Below are 19,856 nucleotides of genomic sequence, written 5' to 3' on the forward strand. Positions count from 1 at the left end.
TGTCTTGTACTTTAAAATAGAAATTTAGAGAGATCTTACTGCTCCTTTAAATTGCATACCTCTATCTTCATAATTTTGAAATAAATCAAAACTTGCGCAAGCAGGCGACAACAATACAACATCACCCTTCTTACCTATTTTGTACGAAGCAGCAACAGCATCAGATGCATTGTCTGTTTCAACAATAATATCAACCACATCTTTAAATGCTGCGATTATTTTTTTATTGTCTTTCCCCAAACAAACGATTGCTTTCACACGACCTTTCACAAGCTCTAACAATTCGTTGTAATCATTTCCTTTGTCTTGTCCACCACAAATCCATACCACCGGCTTTTCCATGCTTTCGAGTGCATACCAAGTTGAGTTTACGTTTGTTGCTTTTGAGTCATTAATAAACTCAATACCATTTATAGACGCAACGAATTCCAAACGGTGTTCTACGTTTTGGAAATCTTGTAAACTTTCGCGGATAATTTCTTTGCGAACATCCACGATACGGGCAGTCATTGACGCTGCCATGCTGTTGTAAACATTGTGTTTACCTTGCAATGCTAATTCTTCAATTGTCATAATTAAGGGGTTTTGGTTTGGTTTATAATTAAGGGTTATTTGGTTTTCATTTAAAAAAGCGCCATCCCCATCAATTGGTTGCTTGATGCTAAAAGGGATTGCGGTTGCATTGATTTTGTGATTGCTCATGTAGTTGGTGATTGTTACATCATCAATATTGTACACAAAATAATTTTGTTTGCTTTGGTTTTGAGTAATTCTGAATTTTGATGCTACGTAATTTTCGAATTTATAATCATACCTATCTAGGTGATCGGGTGTGATATTTAGAAGTACCGCAATATCTGCAGTAAAATCAAACATACCGTCTAACTGAAAGCTACTCAGTTCTAATACATAATAATCAAAATTCTCGCGTGCTACTTGTAAAGCGAAACTCTTTCCTACATTTCCCCCCAAGCCAACATTGTAACCTGCCTTTTTCAAAATATGATACGTCAACATGGTTGTTGTTGTTTTACCATTAGATCCTGTTATGCATATTTTTTTCGCATTCGTATAACGACCTGCAAATTCAATTTCAGAAATCACAGGAATACTTTTCGCTCTCAATTTCTGCACGAGTTCCACTTTATCTGGAATACCAGGGCTCTTAACCACCTCATCGGCGTTTAAAATAAATTCCTCTGTATGTACTCCTTCTTCGTACAAAATATTTTCTTCTATTAATTGTTTTTTATACTTCTCTTTAATCAATGACTTGTCACTAACAAATACATCAAAACCTTTTTGTTTCGCCAGTATTGCCGTACCAACTCCACTTTCTCCACTACCCAATATCACAAGTCGCTTAACCACTATCTCAACTTAAGTGTTACAAACGTTAATACCGCTAAGGCAATTCCAACGATAAAAAATCGCATTACAATTTTTGATTCATGAAATCCAACTTTTTGATAATGATGATGAAGTGGTGCCATTTTGAATAATCGATTGGCCTGCGCAAATTCGAGTCCTCGTTTTTTCTTTTGGTATTTAAAATAATACACCTGCATGATCACAGATAAATTTTCTACTACAAACACGCCACATAAAATCGGAATAAGTAATTCTTTACGAATAGCTATCGCATACACTGCTATTATGCCACCGATAGCAAGACTTCCGGTGTCACCCATAAATACCTGTGCAGGAAACGAATTATACCACAGAAAACCAATACACCCACCAATAAAGGCAGCAATAAATACAACCAACTCACCTGAATTTGGTATGTACATGATATTTAAATAATCCGCAAAAACCGTATTACCAGAAACGTAAGCGAGAATTCCTAACACGGTACCAATTATAGCACTCGTTCCCGCAGCCAACCCATCTATACCATCGGTAATGTTAGCGCCGTTTGAAACTGCAGTCACAATTAATATAACCATCGGAATAAATATGATCCAACCATATTTTAAACAGTCATCACAAGCCCATGAAATAAATTTCCCATAATCCAATTCATTGTTTTTAGAAAAAGGAATGGTCGTCTTTAAAGTTTTAATCGGTGTTTCGGCGTACTTCGGGCTATTTAATTTGTTCTCTACGTTTGATGAAATTGTGCCCAAATCTTTTGAAGTAGACAACACGCGCTCTTTCACAACCACGTCTGGATGAAAATATAAAACACAACCTACAATTAAACCGATTCCAATCTGACCAATGATTTTGAATTTTCCTTTTAGTCCTTCTTTATCTTTCTTAAATACTTTTATGTAATCATCTAAAAAACCAATTGCACCAAGCCACACTGTTGTGATTAACATAAGAAGAATGTATACATTATGAACCTTTGCGAATAATAGAGTTGGAATAATGATAGCACCGATAATAATAAGTCCTCCCATAGTTGGAGTCCCTTTTTTCTGGGTCTGACCTTCCAAACCTAATTCACGAATTGTTTCTCCAATTTGCTTGCGACGAATAAATTCAATAATGGTTTTACCAAACGCCAACGAAATAATTAATGATGTAATCAAAGCCATCGCTGCTCGGAACGAGATGTAGTTAAATACACCTGCTCCTGGGAAGTCAAAAACTCTATCGAGATAATTAAATAAATAATACAACATTTATATTCCGAGGTTTTTAATGGTTTCTTTTAAAATTTCCAAATCATCAAAACTGTGTTTCACTCCTTTTATTTCTTGATACTTCTCATGTCCCTTTCCAGCTATTAAAATAATATCTCCTTTGTTACTCAAACTACAGGCAGTTCTAATAGCTTCCTTCCTATCTGTAATGCGTAAAGTTTTTTTTACGTCAACGGGATTAACGCCTTTTTGCATCTGATCCAAAATAAGTTCAGGATCCTCACTCCGCGGATTATCAGAAGTTAGAATTACTCTATTACTGTACTCACATGCAATAGCCGCCATAACAGGACGTTTTTCTGAATCTCTATCTCCACCGCATCCCACAAGAGTTATCACTTGTTCATTTCCTGTACGGATATCTTTTATTGTCTCAAGTACATTTTTTAGAGCATCAGGTGTGTGCGCGTAGTCAACAATTCCAATAATTCCATTTGGAGATTTTACGTATTGAAAACGACCTTCAACAGAATTTAAATTGCTTAATGCAGTAAGAATATTTGTTTTATCTTGTTTTAATAAAACAGAAGTGGCGTAAACGGCAAGTACATTGTAAGCATTAAAGGTTCCGATTAACTTTACCCAGATTTCTTGATTGTCAATATTCAAAAATAAACCCGCAAGGTGATTCTCAATTATTCTACATTTAAAATCCGCAATGTTTCTTAAAGCATAAGTGTGTCTTTTTGCTTTTGTGTTTTGCAGCATTATTAAACCATTTTTATCATCCTTGTTTACAAGTGCAAAAGCATCAGAAGGCAACATATCAAAAAAACCTTTTTTTGCTTTGATGTATTCGTCAAAAGTTTTATGATAATCTAAATGATCGTGTGTAATATTTGTAAAGACTCCACCTGCAAAAACAATTCCCGCAATTCTATTTTGCACTACTGCATGTGAACTCACTTCCATAAATACAAACTCACAACCTTGCTCTACCATCGTACGAAGCAATTCATTGAGCGCTAAAGCATCTGGAGTTGTATGTGTTGAAGGAATTATTGTACCATTAATTTTATTTTGAACTGTAGATAATAATCCAACAGAATACCCTAACGATTTAAAAAGATTAAATAATAAAGTAACAGTTGTTGTTTTGCCATTGGTACCGGTAACTCCAACTATTTTTAATTTCGTTGAAGGATTATCGTAAAAATTACAAGCAATAATTCCAAGCGAAAAAGTTGAATCCGTTACTTTTACATAACTAACTCCTTCAATTCTGTTTTCAGGGATTTCTTCACAAACAATGGCAACGGCTCCTGCCTCAATTGCTTTTTGAATAAACTGATGACCATCAACCGAAACACCATTCGTTGCAACAAACAAATATCCCTTTTTCACCCTTCGCGAATCAGATACAACGGAGGAGATAGCCATGTGCGTGGAGCCAATGACTTCTTCTAGTCTCACTTTGTATAATATTTCGCTTAGTAATTTCATTCTCTTATATCTTGTCTATCTATTCTTGGCTCTTGTTTCTTATATTTTGATTCTAAACCTTATCCCAGTGTCAACACAATCTTATTCCCTTTACTAAATCTCTGCCCAGCTTCAAGACTTTGTTTTTTTACACTTCCAAAACCTTGCAGCTGAACATAAAAACCGTTGTTCTCTAATAAGAATAAAGCGTCCTTAGCTGAAAGTCCAGATAGATTCGGCATTATTCCTTTTCTTAATTGCGCTTGTAAATCCGTTTCTGATAACTCCCACTTTCCTGCATCTGGTTTATTTTGTTTGACAAAACTCTCTGAATTCGAACTTTTTACCGGAATTTTAAATGCGCTTGCAACACTTCCCAACTCATTTGATTTTGCTGTAATTACTTCAGGCGCCTTTGTCAATAATTTATTTCCATTGTTAACTGGCTCAATACAATTTAAACTGCTTGAATACACTTTCTCAGCAATCTCTTTAAATACTGGTCCCGCAACGGCTGCACCATAATACACCCCATTACTTGGCGAGTTGATTACAACTATGCATGTATAAAGTGGATTCTCTGCTGGAAAATATCCAACGAAAGAAGCTTGGTATAAACGCTCACCCACTCTCCCATACGTTCCATTTCTAGCAATTTGTGCTGTTCCTGTTTTTCCACCTACTTTAAATGCTGTAATGTTTAACGACTTCCCCGAACCATTTGAAACAACACCTTCCAGCATAACTTTTACTTTACGAATTGTTTCTGGTTTTACTAAATGTTCTATTAATACTTCCGTTTCAAACTGCTTCACAATTATGCCATTACGTCTGATCTCCTTTACAAAAGTCGGTTTCACCATGCGGCCGTCATTAGCAACTGCATTATATAAGGTGAGTGTTTGAAGAGGTGTAATTAAACTTTCGTAGCCATAACTTAATTGCGGCAAGGTAACGCCAGACCAATATTTTGTTTTTGTTTGTGGAATACGTGGAACGCCTTCGCCCGGAATAGATAAACCCAATTTTTTATTCAGGTGAAAAGACCCCAATTTATCAGCGAATTGTTGTGGGTTTTTAGAGTAATATTTAGTGATTAGTTTTGTAACGCCAACGTTAGACGATGTTTCAAAAACACGTTGAACAGTTAATATTGGCTCGTCTGGCGCGTGTGCATCTTTTACTGTTTTATTATAATAGGTGCATTCGCCATTTCCAACGACAATTTTCTCGTCCAGACTTACACCGTAATCATCAATCACCGCTAGCATTGACGCTAACTTAAATGTTGACCCTGGCTCTGTTGGATAACCAATAGCATAATTAAAACTTTCATTATAGCTAACCGAATCATTTTTACTTCTTGTAAGATTTGCAATGGCCTTTATGGCTCCTGTCTTCACCTCCATTAAAATAGCACAACCATGTGACGCTTCGTTTTTCAATAAAGTTTTTAATAAGGCATGAGTAGCAACGTCTTGAAGATTGATATCTATTGTTGTATAAAGATCACTGCCATCTTTTGGCTCAACCTCGTTCTCATCGTTGATTGGACGCCAAACTCCACCTGCAATTTTTTGCATTAAACGTTTTCCACTAACGCCCATCAAAACAGTATCAAACGCACCTTCTAAACCAACAGGTTGAATTCCAACACGCGACATGCCAATAGTTCTGCCCGCAAGCATTTGAAAAGGACGTTCACGACGATTTGTTTGTAAAGTCACTAAACCTCCTCGTCTGCCCTTCCTAAAAATTGGAAATGTTTTTAATGTTTGAAGATCTTTGTAGGAAACATTACGTTTTAAAAGAACATAACGGTCTTTATCCTTACGTGCTTTGTTTAATATAGTGAGATACTCGCGCGGTCCTTTATCGTGAAATAATTCACTTAATAACAATGCTAAGGAATCGCGATTTGACTTGAATAATTTTTCAGTGATTGCCGGTGTATTTATATCAAACGCTATTTCGTAGTAAGGTAAAGACGTTGCTAATAAAGCCCCGTTGGCATCAAAAATATTTCCACGCACAGCTTCCATGTCCTCTACCTTTGTAGTAAAGGCATCAGCCTTAGCTCTCCATTCTGCCCCTTCAACAAACTGAATGACACAAATACGGTATAAAATGCCTAAAGCAAATACACACATAAAAATGTAGGTGAGGTAAGTACGCGTGAGTATGTTTTTTTTATTTTCCAATAATTAATTACTGCCCTTATATAATTCTATGCTGTCCACCTCAATTTTAATTGGTGGCACCAATGGTTCTTTTAATCCCAATTCTTCTGCAGCTTTCGCAACTTCACTTTGTTTGCTCGCAAACATTAATTCGCTTTTTGTAGAAATGTATTCTGACCTTAATTCTTTTAATTCATTTGAAACTTTATTCACCTCGCGTATTTTATCATCGGCATAATACCCATTAGCTATGTAAAAAATAGCAATGAGTGCCAGGAATAATATAAATGGAAGATGTTTAAGTGTAGATTCGTTTGTTAGAAAAGTACCGCTGAAAATAGAAGACAATCCCTTTGCCAACACGCCTTTTTTTCGAGGTTTTTGTGGCTTCTGAACTCTTGATTCAATTTCTTCCGCCGTCAGTCTTTCCTCACCATTATTATTTGATGTTTCTGTTTTAGGTGGCGTATCTCTGAATTTGTTTGCCAATTTTTATTCTTGTTACTTGTTTTTAGTGTCTTGTTATTTAACCAGGAACAAGAAACCTGGAATTTTTATTTTAAATCTTTACTGCTACTCTTAACTTTGCACTTCTTGCTCTTGTATTCATTTTAATTTCTTCCTCGCTTGGTAAAATCGGCTTCGATGTTAGATTTTTAAAAATCTTTTTACCGGTTCCGTAAATAATATCTTTCTCCTCAATTCCCTCTACATTTCCAGCTTTAATAATGTTTTTTACCATTCTATCTTCCAGACTATGATAAGAAAGCATCACTAATCTTCCACCGCTTTCTAATAATTCAACACACTGTGTTAAACATTCTTTGAGCGCATCCATTTCTTGATTCACTTCTATTCGTAAAGCCTGAAATACTTTTGCTAAATATTTGTGCTCTTCAAATTTTGGCGTGCAAGACTTAATCACTTCTTTTAAATCATTCGTGGTAGAGATTTCTTTTTCATTTCGTGCTGCCATAATCTCACCAACTAACTTCGCCGCATTATGAATCTCTGCATACTCTTTAAACATTTTAATGAGTGCTTTAGAATCGTACTCATTCACAATTTTTTTTGCAGTTAATTCATTTTGCTGATTCATCCGCATGTCTAACTCCGCATCAAAACGAATAGAAAACCCTCTAGACGCTTCGTCGAACTGATGTGATGAAACGCCAAAATCTCCGAGTATGCCATCTACTTTTGTGATTCCATTTAAACGCAGATAACTTTTCAGATACCTAAAATTTTGAGGGATCAAAGTAAAACGTGGATCCTTCAATGTGTTTTTCAACGCGTCAGCATCCTGATCAAAAGCAAACAATTTTCCTTTTTCACCAAGTGTTTTTAAGATGAGCGCCGAATGTCCACCACCACCAAAGGTTAAATCCACATACACACCGTTTGGTTGAATGTTTAAATTATCAATACAAGCTTGTAAAAGAACGGAGGTGTGATAAGAAGAGTTACTCATCTCCTCCATCATTAAAATTTATTCCACCCAAAACATCTTCAGCTAATTTTTCAATATCTAAATCTTGACCTAAGAAATCTTCATATAATTTTTTATCCCAGAGTTCAATCACACTATTACTTCCTAAAACTTTGAGATCAGATTTTATATCTGCATAATCGATTAAAGATTTTGGCAATAACAAACGACCAGAATTATCTGCTTCCACATTTGTTGCACCACCAGTAAATTTTCTTACAAACACATCGTTCGCTTTTATCAAACGATTGAGTTTGCTCAATTTCTTATTAAGTTTTTCCCATTCACTTAAAGGATATAAAACCAAACATTTTTGGTGAAGATTTCTGTTGATCACAAAACCTTTTTCAAATAATACCTCCAATTGCTTCCTGAGGTCAACAGGGAACATGAAGCGGCCTTTAGCGTCCACTTTGCAATCATATTCTCCAATCAGACCTGTCATTACTTGATTTATAAGGTTTTAGCAAAAATAAACATATTTTTACCACTTTTTACCACTTTAAGCCATTTTTTACCACTATGTTGAAAATTCCGAGCTTTTCAACAGTGTTCATAAACTGAGCACTTTATGAAAAGGTAATTCACACCACCTTTTTAAAGCCGCATGAATCGTAAGAATTTTAGAAATTAACAAAAGGGTAGAAGTGGTTAAAAACCGGTAAAAGAGCGAGTGGTTATTAACAATTTAGTTAACAATTTGGTGGAACTTTGAAATTTGACTCAATTGTTCCGAAGAATCTTAAATTGAAGTTTTTATGTTTGTTTTTTCAAAAAAATCGAGAGAGATAGTTTCATTTTTTTGGGCGTGCCCCCATGAAGTGATAGGCTATTCGAATTTGTTGCTAGCCTTTCACTTCATGGAGTCGGCCTGTCCGCTATAGCCGTCTTGCAAGTCTTAAGTGTGGCGAGAAAGCGTGTACGGGGTCTTTGTTCCAAAGCCTCCGTCGCTTTGCCACACTAAAGCCTTGCATCGCCGGGCTGCCACTGCCAGGACTCACGCGGAATTTCGCGATTAAACACAGCTCCTCAAAAATCAATTTGTACAGAGATTTCCTGAGACGCTTTTTAAAAAAATTTCTTAGATTTTTTTATCTAGAATGAAATCGAATTTAGAATTTTAGGAGAAGTCTAAATAAACTCTTCCTTTTTAAAATAATCGATGATAGAATCAATGATCAGTTTGTTTTGTTGTTTCGCGTCTAGAAATGGAAGATTTTCTTTTAGATTCCAATGTGGCCAACCTTCTTCATCATTGCCCGCGAATTCGTAAAAACCGTATGGTTCTAGAAGTGTACAAATAGCCACATGCATCACTTCCAACTTTTGATCTTTTTTGTATTTTTTAAAAGGCTTTCCTAATTCCTGCAATCCAATTAAAAATAAAATGGAATCGTAATCAACCTCTGTTTCAAAGCGTTCTTTTAATTTCGTCTGTAATATCTCCCAATCACTTGCCATTTTAATTTTCTTTTATTAGTAAGGTTACTTCGAGTAGCGTTGGTATATAGAGAAGTGTTCTGAAACCGTCTCGGTACCACCTTCTTATATCTCTCAAAGTCTACTCAACATAACAATAAATTAGTTTATTTCTTTAACCCGATTACTCAGCATCACAAATTTTGCTGATTACTATGATTCATTTAAATTAATTTTACAGATTCAATAAATTTAGATCTGTGTAATTAGTGAAACCTGCCTGTCGTAGTTTAGGCTGTGCGACGGCAGGCAGGTTAGTGTCTTACTCCTCCTCATCCGAAAAATCTTTTTTCGTTTCTCTCGGCGGTCTATTTTCATTTATTTGAAAAGCAATAAACTCTAAAATATCTTCTTTGCCATTCTTTTTTTCAGCAGAACTTATAAAGGTATTCGGCATTTCTTCCCACTCTTTTAAAAGTTCCTTCTCAATATTTTTAATGTTTTTAGCGAGCTCACTTTTTGAATTTTTATCTGCTTTTGTATAGATAATCGAAAACGGAATTTCGTTTTCACCACACCAAGTCATAAATTCAAAATCTATTTTTTGCAAAGGTAATCTGCTATCAATCAATATAAATAAACAAACAAGCGTTTCTCTTTTTTTGCAATAGTCGTAAATAATCGTCTCGAATTTTGCGCGGTTATCTTTACTCGTTTTTGCAAATCCATATCCGGGTAAATCCACGAGAAACCAGGAATCATTGATAACAAAATGATTGATAAGCTGCGTTTTTCCAGGAGTTGCGGATACCTTTGCTAGTTTGTTGTTATTACACAACATATTAATCAAAGAAGATTTACCAACGTTACTTCTTCCTATAAATGCATACTCCTGTAAACTTGGTTTAGGACATCCGAAAATACTGGACGCACTTTGTTTAAATACCGCTTTTTTAATTTCCATCTAAAGTCCTTAACCCCTTCTCAATTAAATACGAATTAAAATGTCTCTCTTTTTTACTATCGTACACATCTTTAATAGTCACCAATATGCCAGTCTCTTCCACGTCACCAAAGGTTGTGTTTATAGCGGTCCCGAAACTTTTCATAGTCGGACTCAGATTCATATAAGCGTTCATTAATGGCGGAATGTTTTCTCCCAAATCCCTTACATGTTTATGCAAAATGGCATGCCCCTCTTTATAATTCTGTCCGTGTAAAAGCTTCACAAAGTCATCTGTATTTGTGTTTCTTTCAATGCTATTAACCGGGACAACCAATTTATCTTTATCGGGGAAGTAATAATCCAAAAAACTTAGAATATAATCCCTAGCGACTACATTAAAATCGGTGTACATCGTCACCTTTCCGTAAAAATGTTTTTGTGATGGATTATCTATTACAAGCGCTCCAAGACCGTCCCAAAGATTATCTAAACTGAACAGGCCTTTGCGTCTGTTTTCTCCGGGTTGATAAACAGGCTGAATAAATGATCTCCCAAGTTCAATCGTTTCATTAAGGTAATTCTTATAAAACTCATCGCTAAAATTAAATAATTCCGTAGTTGCTAAATTTGCTTTACCGTCAATAAATTCAGCATCCTTGCACAGAATAAATCTGTATGCACCCACAATTTCCTTATCCTCTGGACTCCACACCAACAATTGCTTGTAGGCATGTTTTCCCACATCGAATTCATCGATATCTATTTCTTTACCCGTGCCACCACCAGCATGACGGAACGTTACTTCACGCAACCTCCCAATCTCGCGCATTACATTAGGCGAGTCATTATGAGTAACGATATAGATTTCGTTGCTTCCGTTATTGGCCTTTCGAACATAACGTTCCCTTGATAGTTCGTCTAACAAGGCTTCCTTGCTAACTGGGTCAATGATTTTTTGCATAACTTACTTTGTAAATATACAGAAAGTGTTTCAGATTTTGTAGTATCTTTAAATCCAATTTTTATTAATAATGTCACGTTTCTCCTTATTAATAACATCCATAGCGCTACTCACAATCCTTTGTCCGAATTTTTTAAATTCACAACCTAACTATGGCTTTACAATAACAGCTACCAAAGACATCTGTTTGAAAGCCAGTGCCTCTTTAATAATTGAAGCTGCTTCTCTGGACGACATTCGTAACATTGCTTGGAGCAGCGGAGAAACAAACGTGAAACAGGTAACTGGGCTTAGTGCCGGTGATTATTTTGTCAAAATTAAAACCGAACACCTCATTGATTCGGTAATTATTACAAAAGATACAACACTTTACTTTTCAATTAGTAAGGAAATGTGTCCCGTAAGTATCGACAAGTACTTTTCACCCAACGACGATAATTATCATGACTTTATGGGAGTTTCTAACGCACAGTATTACCCAAACTTTGAACTAATTGTTTTTAATAAATGGGGGCAACAAGTGCACTCACAGAAAAAAGAGTTTACACCCTGGAATGGTAAGTGGAATGGAATTGATTTGCCTGATGGAACTTATTACTATGTTTTCTTTTACGATGCCTCTCAAAAAACTAACCTTTTAAAAGGAGATGTAACGATTCTCCGATGATGTAAGATGTAAAAGGGAAGATGGCAAATGTATCTGCACTTTACGCCATCTCACATTTTCCATATTACATCTTCCATTTTACTTTCTAGTTTCCATTTTACTTTCTAACAGCTCCACTTAAAAATAAAAATCTGCCACATTTATGTGATCTCTTTTAATTTCTATTTCTTATAAATAATTTTATATCAGCATCTAAAACGCGGTTGTATGAAACACATTGACTTAACCTTTAAACCCCACAACAATGAGTTATCTAATCAACAACCAGCAAAAATTAAACGATATAATTTTTGCAGACCGTAACAAAGCTTATGGCGCTTATGTGCTGCGTTCTAGCTACGGAAACACTATTCTTAAATCCATTTTCTTAATGTTATTAGGTGTTGGGTCCATGCTATCTATAGCCGTTTATTTAAGTAATAAAAACAAGCCCGACGAAAATTTAGGCGGTCATCTTTTTATAAAAGACAGTGCTTTTGTGGTTGAATTTAATGTAGAGAAAAAAAAGGAACCTTCAAAGCACGCAGAAAAAACCCCCATCAAAAAAGAAAAAGTCGAGAAAATCGAAAGTACAGATTACACAAAGATTGATTCAACGTATGACGCGAAAACAACAAACAGAAACGAAATAAGCGTTGCTACGTTTACTTCCAACACGACAGACGAAAACACAAATAGTCCCAATGATGGCACTGGCACGCTAACAGAAGTTGTTGGATTTGGCAAGTCAGATAGTGCCATAGCAATTAGCGATCCATTTCAAGTTGACTCAGAACCACAATTTGAAGGAGGATTAAAAGCACTTTATCGATTTGTTTCGTACCATCTTAAATATCCTAACTGGGCTTCAAGTGAAGGAAAAGAAGGAACGGTTTTTGTAAAATTTGTAGTCGACGAAAATGGAAAGGTAGGAAGATTAAGTTTATTAAACACTTTGGGCTTTGGCATGGATGATGAAGCAATGAGAGTTGTTTCTCTCATTCCTAAATTTAAATCGCCGGCAAAAATAAAAGGTCAAGCAGTAAAAGCATATTACCAATTGCCAATCAGGTTCACTTTTAGTAAGTATTAAGAGCTAAACCAATTTTTAATAAAAAAAACCGACTTGTAACTAGCTTACAAGTCGGTTTGGAATATATGACGAAAAAAAGATGGTTTTACCCCAACAATTCTTTTACCAAAGCAGAAACAATTTTATTATCTGCTTTACCTGCAAATACTTTAGAAGCGGCACCCATTACTTTACCTAAATCACCCGGTCCACTTGCTCCAACAGAAGCTACAATTTTTACAAGCTCTGCTTTAATTTCAGCTTCTCCCATTTGTTTAGGCAAATACTCTTCCAATACAGAAGCCTGGAATAATTCTACTTCTTCTAAATCTGGACGGTTTTGTGATTTGTATATCTCTGCTGATTCTTTTCTTTTTTTTACTTCCTTTTGCAAAGCCTTATTTACACTATCTTCTGTTAAACCTTCAGGGGAGGTTTTTAGCAAAAGAACTACAGACTTTATTCCGCGTAAACTTTCTAATCGTTTAGCATCCTTTGCCAACATGGCTGTTTTAATTTCGCTGTTTACTTTTTCTTCTATGTTCATAATCTAAAAGCTTTTAAAATGAATGATGGTACAAAAATAAAAAAGCCACCCGAATTCGAGTGGCTTTAAAAAAATAATTATTAATTATTGGCTAACTGTAAACTTACCAGATTTTAGCGTTCTGTTACTATTTGTAGAAACAGTATAGAGATAGAGTCCTTTGTTATACGAAGAAACATCTAGCTTTACCTTTCCTTCATTCAGCGTTTGTTTTTCAACCAACTTACCTGTAATGTCATAAATTGCAACAAATTTTGCCTCCAAATGGTTTGTTGCGAAATTTACAAAACTATTAGAAGGATTAGGAAATACAACAAAATTTGAATTATCTAAAGAATTCTCTCTAATTGAAACGTTAACAGTTGAAGTGTTTACGGCATCTTTGTTACGCCTCACTGCTGTTTGAGTTGTGGTTGAATTACCTAATGGCGTTACAAGTACCGCAGTATAAGTTGAAATTGAAAAAACAGGTGCTTTTATTACGTTATCATAATAGTTATAATTCGTTTGGGTGATGGTAGCAGTGGCTAAGCTTGACACCACGAATAAAGTTTGACTAGTTACCACCCTCAAAGTATTAGTTAAAGTTACAGAACCAGGTAACATGATTGTTCCTGAACCATCAGCTAAAACACTACTGTTTCCGGTGAAAGTTCCACTTAAAGAAAGTGATGGGATATATAAACTACCGCCAGTAGCTGCAACAGCACTGCTACTCATGTTCATTGGGTAGGTTGCATAAATAGCTGGAGAAGTATAAGTAATTGTTCCCACTACTGCACCAGCCGACAAATTCCCACCAAAATACTGTAAGGAACCAGTACTTGAGGCTAAATAGGCGACATCATCTATAGATGAAGCCATTGCGACATTTGCTGCGGGGTAGGTAGTAGTTGTCACTGCCTGTACACTATAGTTATTTATTACATTGCTATAAGTTGCAATGGAAGAAAAATTCCATAATGCATTGGTGCCTGAAGCACCAGGACTAGTCGTTAAAGAATCGCAATGATACATTGAATACATCTCTCCAGCTGCAGGAGCGTTATTCGTTTGTGTTAGCTGAGCACTAACGTTAAGCACCGTTAATAAAGACAATAAGGATAGGTAGATTTTTTTCATAAAAATATTTTAATTAGGTTTTTCAAAAATATGAAAAATTAGCATTCCTTTCACATGGAGTATTCGAATACCAATTAAAATGGACTATTTTAACAGTAGAGAACTATCTCCATAGCTTAAAAACCTAAAATTATGGTCTAAAGCATAGGTGTATATTTCACGCCAACGCTCACCTAGAATTGAACTAATAAGTAATAATAGCGTGCTTTGCGGCTGATGGAAATTGGTAATGATACCCCTTGCAATTTTTAATTCGTAGGGTGGCGCAATTAAAATTTGAGTATGACAAACCAATTTACTTAACCCGCGTTTATCCATCCATGTCAATAGAGAATTTAAACTTAATTCAACACTGATCCTTTTGTTTTCAAGTGAATAAGCCTCCCATTGTTTAATTTCCAAATCTTTAAGAGTTATATCTTTATCATAATAAGTTTTTAGTCCCATCCAATAAAGACTTTCAATGGTTCTTAACGATGTTGTTCCAACTGAAATAATTTTCTTTTCTTTTCCTTCAAGTAATTTGACGATTGATTCTCTTGAAACATCTATCCACTCCGCATGCATTTCATGACCGAACATGTTCTCTGCTTTTACGGGCTTAAAGGTGCCGGCGCCAACATGCAAGGTCACTGAAAGGGAGTCGATATTCTTTTTCTTTATTGCAGTAAGAACACCTTCTGTAAAATGCAATCCAGCTGTTGGTGCTGCCACCGAACCTTCTTTATTGGCATAAATTGTTTGATAGCGATCCAGATCTAAGTTTTCACTTTTCCGCTTTAAGTAAGGCGGAATGGGAGTATTGCCCATTATCTCAATTACTTCAGAAAAATGTAAATCTTGTGGCTCCCAATAAAACTCAATTAATACATCTAACTCTCTGCGTTCAACAAGTTTTGCAAAAAGACTTATGCCTTCGTTTTTCAATTCCAGATCTCCGTCTTTCCAACGTTTTAAATTTCCTACTAAACAGTTCCACTGAATTTTTTTTTGAGCGGACATGGCTTGTGTTAACTCAAGATCTAGGGAATTTGGTTCAAGACAAAAAATTTCAATCGCTTGTCCTTTAAAATTTAAAAAATTAAGTCGGGCACGAATTACTTTGGTAGTATTAAAAACCAATACCGTGTCACTGTCCAAGAATGTATCAATGTTTTTAAAAACATCTTCTTCTATTGTATTGTTGCGATATACCAGTAATTTGGACTCGTCTCTGTTTTTGAGCGGATAAACTGCAATTTTTTCGTTTGGGAGATCATACGTGAAATCCAAAATTGAAATATCTTTAGGATGTTTCACTACTGTATATTCATTAATCGTATAACCTTTTCAATATCTTCAGGAGTATCTACACAATGGCTATCAAAATTTGTTTCAGTGCAGGTAATCTTATAACCGTTTTGTAGCCAACGGAGTTGTTCCAACGATTCGGCTAATTCAAGTGTTGAAGTCCTCAACTGCGTTATTTTGTCGAGAATATCTACACGGTAAGCATACATACCAACATGTCGGTAATAATCAAAATGCTTATGCCATTCGTTTTCGTTTACATTTTTAATAAAAGGAATGACATTTCTACTAAAATAAAGGGCTTCTTTTTTTGCGTTTAAAACGATCTTTACTTCTCCTCTATCAAATAAAACTTCATGGCTAATACACTTAATCATTTGAGTGGCAATTTCTACAGTGCCGTCACAAATTTGAGCAAGAGAATTAATTTGATCAGGATCTAAAAACGGCTCATCACCCTGAACGTTAATCACATAATCAAATTTTTTACCGTTCAATTGATAAGCTTCAAAACAACGGTCTGTACCGCTTGGATGTTCTACTTTTGTAAGAACGGCCTTTGCTCCAAATGTTTTTGCGTGTTCTAAAATTCTTGCATCATCGGTTGCAATAATTACCTCATCCAACAAATTCGATTTAAGTGTTTGTTCATAAACCCTTTGAAGCATTGATTTACCCTTAATAACCACAAGTGGTTTACCAGGAAAACGGCTTGAAGCAAAACGGGCAGGAATAATTCCGATAATAGACATGGTAAAAAAATATAAATTCAAAAATAACTAAAAACTATTATTTATTTTTATTGTTTTATAGTCTGTGAAATATACACTTTCAATAGTTTCTCTTTTACTTATTCTTTTTATTTTATCCTTTAGGGCTAAAACTGAAGTTAAGCCGGCTCAAATATTGCATCAAATGTACGATTCCATTAAAAACATTCGAACGGTGAGGCAAAAAGTAAAAGCACTTGAACGCGTTGGCTCAAAATATAATTCAGCGGCCTCGAATATAAAAGTTCAAACACATCCAAAAAAAATCTACTTTATAAATGCCTCGAAAAAACTTGAAATACTCTATGACTCAGAAGTTTCAGAACACAAAGCATGGGTAAAACCTCACACCTTCCCTTATCTAACTCTATCCTTAGATCCAATGGGTAACTTAATGCGCAAAAACCAACATTATACGATACTTGAGTTGGGGTACGAATTTATGGGCAAAGCGATAGCTCTTACTATCAACAAAGACAAAGACGGGCTCGCTAATTTCAACTATCTGGGAAAAGCAACAAAAAATGGATACAATTGCTTTTTGCTTGAATATGAAAATAAAAATTACACCTATACCGACTATACCGTAGCAGAAAAAGAAACCGCAAGTAGCATAGCCTACAGACTTTGTGTGAATGATTATTTACTGCGTAATAAAAATGAACTTTTAAACGATTTTGGGTTTCTAAAACATGGTAAAGTATTAAAGGTTCCTACTCTCTATTGTAAAAAAGCAATTTTATACATCGACGATAAACTTTATTTACCTGTGGCTATTAGTTTATACGACGATCAAGGTTTGTTCGAAAACTACGAATACACAGATATAATCATTAATAAACCTTTTGATTCAAAAGAATTCACAAGAGATTATAAAGATTATAGATTCTAATCTTTTATATTTTAGTTGTGTTAAAGCTCCTTCATTAAAACTTTATACAATTCCACCATTCCTTCAATGTCTTTTTTATGAACTTTTTCATCAGGAGTGTGAACATTTTCTTCGGCTGCTCCTATAAAACACCAATCCCAGGGATATTCTGCCATTTGTAATTCTTTGGCATCGCTTCCTCCACTTCCTTCTATTTCTAGCTGATAAGCGCATTTATTTTTAGTTGCACTCTCAATTATTCGATTAATAAAGCTTCTCCGAGGAATTAAACTATCGCGCATGCTAATTACCGGACCCTTTGCATAATGCACGCCGTCAGAAATCCACGAAATATCAGAAATAAGTCCTTGAGAAATCTCGTATTTTTCTTGAAGAAATTTCTGAAGATACGATACACTTCCACCACCGTGCTCTTCCCAACTGCTAAATACGAGTGCGCCGTTTTTCAGTGTTTCCGCAACTTTAAGAGCATTATAAACTCCTAATCTATTATCCATATAACAACACTGAATGAAATCTTCATCCTCACGCCAATCTGCTTTAAAAACAAGTTCGGTGCCTCTTTCAAAATCGCGTTTAGCTTTGTATTCCAATTTTGCATATCCGGTTTTTTTATCTTCACTAACATTTAAAACAGCATCCTGAGAACCGAGGCTATCAGATCCAACTAGCTTAAAGCCTGTCTGAGTAACCGGTCCGCCAATCTTTACCAATTGTTTACCGTACCTCACAGTAAAACCAATGCTGTCCATATGTGCAAAAATTGCGGTACGTGGTTTTCCGAAAATTAAAATAATATTATCCTGAAATCCTTTTCCAGAAAAAATTTTCGGCTGCTGTGCCCATTGTTTCGAGTGCTTCTTTACATACTCCAAAATAAAATCTTTCATCTTAACTTCATTTCCGCTAGGAGCATGAATATGACACATTTGCTTGAGTAAATCGTATTTGATGGGTTTAGTTAACTTTTTCATTTGTCTTAATTTTTTATTGTTTAGTATATTCTTTAATTATTATTAAACCATTTTTAGAAATTTTAATTTCGTTGTATATAACTCCTGGAACTTTGTTTCCATCCTATCTGCATATAGTTTTTTTACATGAAACACAATTGCGTTTTTCTCTTCATAAGTAGTTGAAATAATTTTAGCCTCACACTCCTTGAATAACCTCATCACCGCGCTTAATACATCAAAGTCAAACTCAATCTTATATTCGTAGAGAATAAATTTTTCTTCCAGATTTGCGCCTTTTAGAACATCTTCAGCTGCATTTTTATAAGCGTTAATCAATCCGCTCACTCCTAAAAGTGTTCCTCCAAAATAGCGAACCACTACAATTAATACATCCGTTAAATCGTTTGCCTGTATTTGTGAGAAGATTGGCTTACCAGCAGTATTGGAGGGTTCGCCGTCATCATTGGTTCTGTAAGCTAATTTATCAGGACCCAACCGCCAGGCATAACAAAGATGATTTGCAGAAGGGTGTTCTTTTTTCAGTTGTAATAGATGTTCCTTTACTTCTAATTCTGTTTTAACAGGCCAAGCAAAAGCCAGGAACTTAGAACCCTTATCCTTAAAAACTCCCTGCGCAGAATCTGTTATAGTAATGTATGAATCAGAAAAAAGCATGTAACTTAGATATTGCAAGTGTTTGTTTGACCTTATTTCGTAAATTTAAGCCTATTTGACTGGAAAAATAAAATTTAGTTGCTTCGCTTTATGATAAAACGTTTGTTCTTCATATTTGTTTCATTGCTTTTTCTTTCACAGAATAGCAGTGCCCAGCACCAATATTACAAAAACGTAACACCAGATATTACAAAACAATTCAATGACTCTGCTAATCGTGTTTCAAATCTTGATGCTAACAGTTTGCTAAGAAAACAATTTGATTATGTGTTGAAATTTTATCCAAAAATGCGGGTAAAAAATATTTTAGTTAAGTACAACAAGTCTTCTTCAATTGCCAGAGTAAAGCCAAAATTTGCATCTATTTTTAAATTACCGGGACAACGTGTTTACACTGTTTATTTTAGCAAGCAAACCAAAACAACTTTAGACAGTGTATTACTGGATAATTTGAGTTTTAATCCTCAAATAGCTTTAATCGCTAATCAAATCAGTGTTATTGAAGATTTAAGTACTGGAGGTTTCTTCAACTTTCTCGGATTCTATGTCAAACAGCTTACTATTAAAGGAAGAAAAGGGGTTAAAGAAGAAGCAGAATTAAAAACAATTGAAGTTGGTCTAGGTTATCAATTGCTTGAATTAAATAAAGAATACGAACAAAAATTAGAAATAAATAATTGGGTTTCCACAAAAGGCTACTCTAACTACTTTAAACATTACCGGGGCCAATCAATGAAACCACAAAGAGTCCTTAATTTTTTGAATGATTTTCCAATCTACGTAAGCAATAGTTATAAATGATTTGTTACGATATG

General features: G+C 35.1%; 20 protein-coding genes. 4 read left to right on the plus strand and 16 right to left on the minus strand.

Going from position 1 to position 19,856, the window contains the following annotated elements:
- Positions 1 to 24: 24 nt before the first annotated feature.
- The 10 genes from murD to glsB all read right to left on the minus strand — a co-directional run bounded on the left by murD (position 25) and on the right by glsB (position 11,071).
- Complete coding sequence (murD, locus tag P2086_RS01165) at positions 25 to 1,374, minus strand: UDP-N-acetylmuramoyl-L-alanine--D-glutamate ligase (RefSeq protein ID WP_317900240.1); 1,350 nt, start codon at positions 1,372 to 1,374, stop codon at positions 25 to 27.
- The gene (mraY, locus tag P2086_RS01170; protein ID WP_317898591.1) at positions 1,371 to 2,633 is read right to left on the minus strand and encodes a phospho-N-acetylmuramoyl-pentapeptide-transferase; all 1,263 of its coding nucleotides are present in this window, start codon (positions 2,631 to 2,633) and stop codon (positions 1,371 to 1,373) included. Before mraY ends, murD begins: the two co-directional genes overlap by 4 nt.
- The gene (locus P2086_RS01175; protein WP_317898592.1) at positions 2,634 to 4,097 is read right to left on the minus strand and encodes a UDP-N-acetylmuramoyl-L-alanyl-D-glutamate--2,6-diaminopimelate ligase; all 1,464 of its coding nucleotides are present in this window, start codon (positions 4,095 to 4,097) and stop codon (positions 2,634 to 2,636) included.
- A 59-nt stretch (positions 4,098 to 4,156) separates the two neighbouring features.
- The gene (locus P2086_RS01180; protein ID WP_317898593.1) at positions 4,157 to 6,277 is read right to left on the minus strand and encodes a PASTA domain-containing penicillin-binding protein; all 2,121 of its coding nucleotides are present in this window, start codon (positions 6,275 to 6,277) and stop codon (positions 4,157 to 4,159) included.
- Between the two features lie 3 nt (positions 6,278 to 6,280).
- Positions 6,281 to 6,745, minus strand: coding sequence for an FtsL-like putative cell division protein (locus P2086_RS01185; RefSeq protein ID WP_317898594.1), 465 nt, complete (start codon positions 6,743 to 6,745; stop codon positions 6,281 to 6,283).
- 70 nt (positions 6,746 to 6,815) lie between these two features.
- Positions 6,816 to 7,727, minus strand: coding sequence for a 16S rRNA (cytosine(1402)-N(4))-methyltransferase RsmH (rsmH, locus tag P2086_RS01190; RefSeq protein WP_317898595.1), 912 nt, complete (start codon positions 7,725 to 7,727; stop codon positions 6,816 to 6,818).
- Positions 7,720 to 8,190: a division/cell wall cluster transcriptional repressor MraZ gene (mraZ, locus tag P2086_RS01195; RefSeq protein ID WP_317898596.1), complete on the minus strand. Its 471-nt coding sequence runs from the start codon at positions 8,188 to 8,190 to the stop codon at positions 7,720 to 7,722. The genes rsmH and mraZ overlap by 8 nt, the downstream gene beginning before the upstream one ends.
- Positions 8,191 to 8,876: 686 nt before the next feature.
- Positions 8,877 to 9,206 (minus strand): hypothetical protein, encoded by a 330-nt coding sequence (locus P2086_RS01200; protein WP_317898597.1) that lies wholly within the window; start codon positions 9,204 to 9,206, stop codon positions 8,877 to 8,879.
- 280 nt (positions 9,207 to 9,486) lie between these two features.
- Complete coding sequence (gene yihA / locus P2086_RS01205) at positions 9,487 to 10,128, minus strand: ribosome biogenesis GTP-binding protein YihA/YsxC (protein WP_317898598.1); 642 nt, start codon at positions 10,126 to 10,128, stop codon at positions 9,487 to 9,489.
- Positions 10,118 to 11,071 carry a glycine N(alpha)-acyltransferase GlsB gene (glsB, locus tag P2086_RS01210; RefSeq protein WP_317898599.1) on the minus strand — a complete coding sequence of 318 codons (954 nt, stop codon included), beginning with the start codon at positions 11,069 to 11,071 and terminating at the stop codon, positions 10,118 to 10,120. Before glsB ends, yihA begins: the two co-directional genes overlap by 11 nt.
- Positions 11,072 to 11,141: 70 nt before the next feature.
- On the opposite strand from glsB, the gene P2086_RS01215 reads away from it, so the two are divergent.
- Together P2086_RS01215 and P2086_RS01220 are read left to right on the plus strand one after the other, a co-directional pair.
- Positions 11,142 to 11,738 (plus strand): T9SS type B sorting domain-containing protein, encoded by a 597-nt coding sequence (locus P2086_RS01215; RefSeq protein ID WP_317898600.1) that lies wholly within the window; start codon positions 11,142 to 11,144, stop codon positions 11,736 to 11,738.
- Between the two features lie 244 nt (positions 11,739 to 11,982).
- Positions 11,983 to 12,810, plus strand: coding sequence for an energy transducer TonB (locus P2086_RS01220; protein ID WP_317898601.1), 828 nt, complete (start codon positions 11,983 to 11,985; stop codon positions 12,808 to 12,810).
- Between the two features lie 85 nt (positions 12,811 to 12,895).
- Here the strand turns inward: P2086_RS01220 and P2086_RS01225 are convergent, their stop codons facing one another.
- The 4 genes from P2086_RS01225 to kdsB form a co-directional block, all read right to left on the minus strand.
- Positions 12,896 to 13,336, minus strand: coding sequence for a GatB/YqeY domain-containing protein (locus tag P2086_RS01225; RefSeq protein ID WP_317898602.1), 441 nt, complete (start codon positions 13,334 to 13,336; stop codon positions 12,896 to 12,898).
- Between the two features lie 84 nt (positions 13,337 to 13,420).
- Positions 13,421 to 14,458 carry a T9SS type A sorting domain-containing protein gene (locus P2086_RS01230; protein ID WP_317898603.1) on the minus strand — a complete coding sequence of 346 codons (1,038 nt, stop codon included), beginning with the start codon at positions 14,456 to 14,458 and terminating at the stop codon, positions 13,421 to 13,423.
- Between the two features lie 84 nt (positions 14,459 to 14,542).
- Positions 14,543 to 15,757 carry an S-adenosylmethionine:tRNA ribosyltransferase-isomerase gene (locus tag P2086_RS01235; RefSeq protein ID WP_317898604.1) on the minus strand — a complete coding sequence of 405 codons (1,215 nt, stop codon included), beginning with the start codon at positions 15,755 to 15,757 and terminating at the stop codon, positions 14,543 to 14,545.
- Complete coding sequence (gene kdsB / locus P2086_RS01240; protein WP_317898605.1) at positions 15,757 to 16,500, minus strand: 3-deoxy-manno-octulosonate cytidylyltransferase; 744 nt, start codon at positions 16,498 to 16,500, stop codon at positions 15,757 to 15,759. The genes P2086_RS01235 and kdsB overlap by 1 nt, the downstream gene beginning before the upstream one ends.
- 64 nt (positions 16,501 to 16,564) lie before the next feature.
- Between kdsB and P2086_RS01245 the strand changes: the two genes are divergently transcribed.
- Complete coding sequence (locus P2086_RS01245; protein WP_317898606.1) at positions 16,565 to 17,410, plus strand: DUF1571 domain-containing protein; 846 nt, start codon at positions 16,565 to 16,567, stop codon at positions 17,408 to 17,410.
- Positions 17,411 to 17,430: 20 nt separating this feature from the next.
- On the opposite strand, the gene P2086_RS01250 is transcribed toward P2086_RS01245, so the two are convergent.
- Together P2086_RS01250 and P2086_RS01255 are read right to left on the minus strand one after the other, a co-directional pair.
- Complete coding sequence (locus tag P2086_RS01250; protein ID WP_317898607.1) at positions 17,431 to 18,384, minus strand: M20/M25/M40 family metallo-hydrolase; 954 nt, start codon at positions 18,382 to 18,384, stop codon at positions 17,431 to 17,433.
- Positions 18,385 to 18,426: 42 nt separating this feature from the next.
- Positions 18,427 to 19,041 carry an IMPACT family protein gene (locus P2086_RS01255; RefSeq protein WP_317898608.1) on the minus strand — a complete coding sequence of 205 codons (615 nt, stop codon included), beginning with the start codon at positions 19,039 to 19,041 and terminating at the stop codon, positions 18,427 to 18,429.
- Positions 19,042 to 19,131: 90 nt separating this feature from the next.
- Here P2086_RS01255 and P2086_RS01260 point away from each other — a divergent pair, with 90 nt between their 5' ends.
- A complete protein-coding gene (locus tag P2086_RS01260; RefSeq protein WP_317898609.1) occupies positions 19,132 to 19,842 on the plus strand; it encodes a hypothetical protein in 711 nt (236 codons plus the stop codon).
- Positions 19,843 to 19,856: the final 14 nt, after the last annotated feature.

It is taken from the genome of Aurantibacillus circumpalustris, assembly GCF_029625215.1.
GTDB classification, from domain to species: Bacteria; Bacteroidota; Bacteroidia; order B-17B0; family Aurantibacillaceae; genus Aurantibacillus; species Aurantibacillus circumpalustris.